4 protein-coding genes are annotated in these 6,091 nt (G+C 35.8%); all 4 read right to left on the bottom strand.

The genetic code is table 11. The annotated features are described in order from the left end of the window. Positions 1–1,111 precede the first annotated feature (1,111 nt). Positions 1,112–2,041 (bottom strand): nucleotidyl transferase AbiEii/AbiGii toxin family protein, encoded by a 930-nt coding sequence (locus BUC16_RS17310; protein WP_084546335.1) that lies wholly within the window; start codon positions 2,039–2,041, stop codon positions 1,112–1,114. Continuing rightward, entirely contained in the window at positions 2,032–2,814 is a 783-nt protein-coding gene (locus BUC16_RS17315) for a type IV toxin-antitoxin system AbiEi family antitoxin (protein WP_073372076.1), read from the bottom strand. The genes BUC16_RS17310 and BUC16_RS17315 overlap by 10 nt, the downstream gene beginning before the upstream one ends. Before the next feature lie 123 nt (positions 2,815–2,937). After that, entirely contained in the window at positions 2,938–3,225 is a 288-nt protein-coding gene (locus tag BUC16_RS17320; RefSeq protein WP_073372077.1) for a helix-turn-helix domain-containing protein, read from the bottom strand. 365 nt (positions 3,226–3,590) lie between these two features. Further along, the gene (locus tag BUC16_RS17325; RefSeq protein ID WP_141226200.1) at positions 3,591–5,780 is read right to left on the bottom strand and encodes a hypothetical protein; all 2,190 of its coding nucleotides are present in this window, start codon (positions 5,778–5,780) and stop codon (positions 3,591–3,593) included. Between the last annotated feature and the right edge of the window lie 311 nt (positions 5,781–6,091).

A 6,091-nucleotide genomic window follows, 5' to 3' on the forward strand; every position in this document is an offset into this window, starting at 1 on the left:
CCATTGTTGCCACGAGCACGCAGAAGAAAATTTTACCCTTTAGCGTTTTTTAATGTCAAAGAACCTTTTAAATAAATCATTTTCAGAAGAAAAAAGAGAAAAAAAGAAAGCCACTATAAAAGCAGCAATGACGAACGGGAACGGAGGGCGACCCTGTTTCAAAATATTATAACGACCCTGAAACAAGTTCAGGGGAAGCCCGACTGGAAGTGAGGAATGGATGCTAAATTTGCTGGATTTTTTTCTCTTTCTTTTCGAAAAAATGCACCCTAGTTATCGTTGAAGACTTCTCAGGGGTAGATGTTATGAAATCGGCAATCAAAGCCCCCCAAGCCCCGCAAGGAGCAAAAAAAGTGGTGCCCCATTTTCGGGGCAAGGAACTTTTTTTTGCGGATGAGGAGCGCAGTGGCGGGGTTGCGGCAATCGAACAGCCACCGCAGACACGGGAAGGAGCGTAGGAACGGAGCGATAGCAGTGGATGCGAGCGTGAAACGGCGGGTAAAAAATATAAGCCAGTCCCGCTTTTGTAGCGGGGCGTACCTTGATTCAGGGCAAAGCGTCCCTCGACTGCGCTCGGGATGACGTTAAATTATAATGAACGATTTAGAAACAAAGAGTTTCAATAAAAAAAAACAAGGAGCAGGAGAGGGAAGCGGTGCCAACCCGATGGCTGAGCGAAGGAGCAACCGCTGAAAACACTGAGGGCGGCAGACCTAATACGGCTGGAATGGAGAGAAACGAATGAGAGAGCTTTCAGCGCAATGAAATGGAGCATTAAGCGAACGAATGACTGTAACGAAATGAAGCTGTATTGTGGATGCATAAGCCCGACCGAACGCAGGAAGTGAGCGTGTGAAGATGAGGAACGAACAGCGGAAAAAATAAGGTTGCCTATTTTTTGGCTGCCTTATTTTTTTTTGGCTGTGAAGTGTCTGTGGAACGGAGGGAGACCCTGTTTCAAAATATTATAACGACCCTGAAACAAGTTCAGGGGAAGCCCGAATGGAACAGCCGAACGGAACAAAGGGAACGACCGGAGGGAGACCCTTTGATTGCTTCGCCTGTTCGAGCAAGCTCTCGGGTGCCCGTGTTCTTTGTACCTTAAAATGGACTAGCTTGGATATAAAATAGCTTGTAGTTTAATAAAAGCTTCTTTGTGTTTTGAAAGTGGCATTTGTTCCAGGTTCATCATTTTCCAACGCACTGATGGAAGATTCGCAATCACGGCAACATTTTTCATTTCCATTAAGCTCCAATCAGGAGTTTTGTTTTTGAAAGACAAAAGAAATTTCTTTTCATTATCTGTCATTTGAGAATTAATCTGGTAAATTAGATTTTCTCTAGCTTCTTCCAATTGTTCTAATGGAACATCTATTTCAGCCATTTGTTTGAATTCTGTTTCGTAAATTTCTCTAATATCTTTTCGATTTGGTGCTAATAGTTCTGCCATTGGTCTTTGATGACTTATTAGAAAGATTAAAAAAGTTTTTCGTAAACTATCTGTTAGTCCTTCGTTTTCGAGAAGAAATTTAACATCAAATAAATCTCTTGGATGTTGTCTGTCTAAAGCGGCACATAATTTCCCTGCATATAAATCAGGTAGAGACGCTACTTGCATTTCTACATATCCAAATTCTTTTTCAACCTCTTCCACAACCTCCATTCTGATTTCTGGAAAAACAGTTCCTCTAATTACCGGAGATAATTCTACTTTGATACGAATTTCATCTTGACTTACAATTAATCGTAGTGCATCACTTTGGTCGTGTGTATTTTGTACTTTCGTTCCAGGTATTTTTTGTTGTATCAATTTGCTTATTCTTGATAAAGCTGCTCTAATATTTATCAATGCTGTTTCTCGATTATCCATCGGTATGTATAGTAAATCGATATCAACCGAAAGTCGAGGCAATGCTCTGTAAAACAAATTAATTGCAGTTCCGCCTTTTAATGCAAAACATTTTTCGGTGTCCACTAATGGTAAAACTCGAACTAAAAGTTGTACTTGTCTGCGGTATATATTGTTTGCGTCTATAGCCATTCTGGAACTGTTATTTTATATTTAGTATCTAATTTTCCGCCTTTCATGAGCATTCTGTTTCCAGAACCCAATGTTATACTTTCTCGATTTATTTTACCCAACCAAACATAATTTTGTCGGTCTGCAAACCAAAAGAAAAGTCGTTTTACTTTTACATTTTGACAGTATTCCAGCGTTTTTTGGAGATTTCTAGGCGACAATGTTGTTAGTCCTTGCATTAATTGATCGGCGTGTTCAAAAGTTGTTTTTTGTGGTACGTCTGACAATACTTCGAGATAGGCTCTTTCAGGAGTAGATAGTATTAATTTTCTATTGTCATTATCCCAATCTCTCTCTACTGTAAAAAGTTGTAATTGTTTTTCTTCTGATTTTTTTGCAAATAAACTATTGGTAGTATGCCTAACAAATTTTATATTCAAATCTAAATTGGTAACCCATTCTGGCAATAGATCATTTCCGAATAAATGCACTATTTTATTTTCCGAAAGAGATAAGTAATGTGACAATCCCTGCATTTCAAGTGCTGTTAAACCTCCTACAACTAAATCTGTTTTTAATACTGATTGCAATGAGAAAACTACCGACTGCCAAGATATTTTATTACTATTCCTAACGTAGACCCCTTTGCTTATAGATTCTATTTGACTGCTTTTTACTAAATTATCTATTGCGTGACGGCTTAAATTATTATTCACAAGCCATTTATGAGTAGTTATTAATCCCTCAGGCATTATTTCGTATAACTCTTTTCTTCGTATTACATTTACAGCCATAATTTAAAAGTTTAGCTTACTGCGGTGTTAATCGCCGTTATACAAAGATAATATAAATTATTTAATTTATGTAAATTAATAATAACGGCGATAATCGCCGTTATTATTTAAAAAAATAAACTATTATAATAGTTCGATATCTTGAAGTTTTCTACCGAGAATGTCATCAGCAGCTAGTTTTAGAAAATCATCTTGTAAGCCTAAAACTCTTAATACATTAAAATAGGCTCCCATTGCCACACTTGAGTTTCCTAACTCAATTAGGTAGAGTGTTGATCGAGCAATATCAGCTCTCTCGGCTACTTGTATCATAGTGAGTTTTCGTCTTTTGCGTGCCATTTTTATGTTTTCTCCCATTTGCCCTAATACTTTGTCATATTTCGGAAAAATGATTTGCTTTCTTGTTGTCATCTGGCTTAAAATGTTCGTTATTATAAACAAAAATAGTTATTATGTTTGAAATAACATACATTTTCTGTGTTTTTATTCTTAACTTTCCGTGAAGGCCAAGTTAGTATGTCCAATTTGCACTAGTGGCTCAATAGAATAGTCACAGCATGCAATTCGCTATCCGTTAAGAGGATATTTTGTACATTTCCGAGCCTTTAGATTTGTTCATTGAAAAATTCGTAAATTTAAACTAACAACCAAACTGACGAAGTGAACCAGATTTCCGGCAAAGTTTCTAGACTTATCGATCGATCGGGTGAGTAAAACGTTTTTCAATTAATAGGAATGGGCACGGAATGTAATTCCGCGCGAACGGGTACATAAGTTTATAGTAGCCGTGGCTTTTTTTTACTCATAAAAAACATCCCCGTGAAATCAAATTTATTTTGGTCTGTGCTCATATCTCCAATACCCACCCAAACATTGGCATTTAATTGATTGAATTTATACTGGCAATACTGGTAGAGTTTTAAATCCAATTCATTCTTATTCGCACTTGTCATATGGGTCATCCCAAAATTCAGTTGGTCATTATACAATGATCCGTCATGTAATTGCCTGTCTTTGCTGAAATCCTTTTTTGTGATTTTTACCCGATCCATAAAACTTTTGATCGAACCATTATCAAACTGGAGCATAATTAATGCGACTTTTACTCTATGTTCAAGCATTGATTGGTCGAATTGCAATAGGAAGTCATTCATCGAAACAGGCAAATAACAAGGTGGCTTTTTTGTGAATTTTTCCTTTTTACCAAATTTATACAGGTAGTAATCATTGATTGCGTCTGTGTTGGGTTCAAGGATTATATGCGAATGTTCATTTCCTTCGGAATCTTTCAGAACATTGTCAATATTTAAACCGTTAAAAAGAAAATACCCCAGTAAGTCTGTTTCTTCATAAGTGGAAACATGATTGTGGGATAAGAATGCTTTTCTTTTCCTTATATAATGAATAAACATAAACGGATTTTCTATCATATCACGCAATACAATCAAATCATAAATGCTAATAATCCACGGAAAATAACCATCTTTAAAATATCCTAAGCTATCGGTAGCCTTTATAGACATTGCTAGATTACCGACGGGCTCCAATGTCAGTGAAACGATTACAATTTCATCAAAATCCTCTTTCCGGATTTTAAACTTTCCTGAATGGTCGGTACTAAACTCTGCTTCGTCATTTTCTTCAATATATTTCAAAGTCCGAATTCCCTGCTGGTAAGATTCTTTTACAATTTCCTTTATATGGTTTTCGGTTCGTTGCATATTACCAGATTTTGCCTTGTCAGTAATTCTGTGCCCTTTAGCCTCAATTATAAAAAGAACAGTGTCATACATAATAATGGCATCTGTTTCGAAACGATCTTCTCCAATTGTATAATAAAGATTTGATGGTAAAATTTTCGCAGTAGGCATCAGGTCTTTAAAGTATAATAGGCTTTCTTCCAACACAAAATCGTGTTTGATTTTAGAGTATCTTCCTGAAAGTTTTGCATTCTGTTTAATACCGTGCTCAAATACTATTTCCGGTGCCCAAAATATCAATGGAATTGATACAAGTATATACCTTCCTTTGTAATGGACAATTGGTTTCCGTTTTAGTATGGAATTGGTTTCATGTATTTCATCTGAGTTTTTTAAAGATGAAAACTCACAGGAAAATGTCGATAAAAATGATTTTACACTTTCTATATCAACCTCTGTAAACTTGGATAGTTCCTCAGCAGTAAAAGAATAAACCTCCCCAAAATTATGATGAATCTGTATGGAAAAGTGATTTTTTATAACCTTCCTCGCATCGTTATAGTTCATTGCTGAGAGTTCTTGCAAATCTTCCATACTAAACTTAGGATTGACAGGATATAACTTTGTTTTCCGGAATTTTACGATTTCATCCATGCATTCCTTTACGTCACGAAAGATTGAATTTTTGGCAGATATGACTTTCTCATTTAAGAATTGCGAAATCTTATTTCTAATGACAATCGAATCAGAAAGGCTAAATTCGTAAGTTGACTTGATTGTTTCCTTTATCGGCTCAAAAAGCTTAGACGCAAAATCCAAATGATGGTCTGGTAAGCCAGGATTGCGGATTACTTTTGCTTCCCGCTCCAGAGTTCCTGCTATTTCAGAAATTGCATTCTTACCTGGTAGCTTTCCACTAAATTCCATAGCGTCTTTCATTCCGCTATATTTTAGGATGTTATTCTGTATCTCTTTAATTACAGAAAAAAAATCGCTATCGCTTATTGTACTTTCTTCTATATAATCTCCCTTGAGGCAAAGTAACGCTAAAATCTCTGGTACAAAAAAGTGCTTATCACCGCGATAATCAGTATACTCTTCCGGATCATGGAGATGGTTGTAATAACAAACATTTGCAAGCAAGTCAAATGTTTCAAAACGTTTTGTGTTTTCTTCAAGCCATGTATAAAGTCTGTTTACCTTGCCCGGTAAACCTGCAAACCATTCATCCATTGGATTGTTATCACCCATTGAAAAATTATCCATATTTGATTTGTTTTACCTCTTTAGAAGTTTTGCTGACTTTAAAACTATATAATTTACACTAAGAAAATGTATTTAAAATAGTAATCATTTTCTCTTGATGACCTGCTATTGCATCCTCATCCCATTTATCCTTTTGTTGAATCATCAGTAGCTGTTTCAAACTTTCTATAGTTGTAGATTTACTATAATGTTCAGCTTTTGCTTTTGGGGAGTAATTGTACGTCTTCAAACTAATTTGGACTTTTACTAAGAGAGTGTTCTGTTAATTAATTCAAAGATAAATGTTTTTCTTTGTTAGTTGAATTTTTAAA

Source organism: Flavobacterium fluvii, from assembly GCF_900129545.1.
In the GTDB taxonomy this organism is placed as follows: Bacteria; Bacteroidota; Bacteroidia; order Flavobacteriales; family Flavobacteriaceae; genus Flavobacterium; species Flavobacterium fluvii.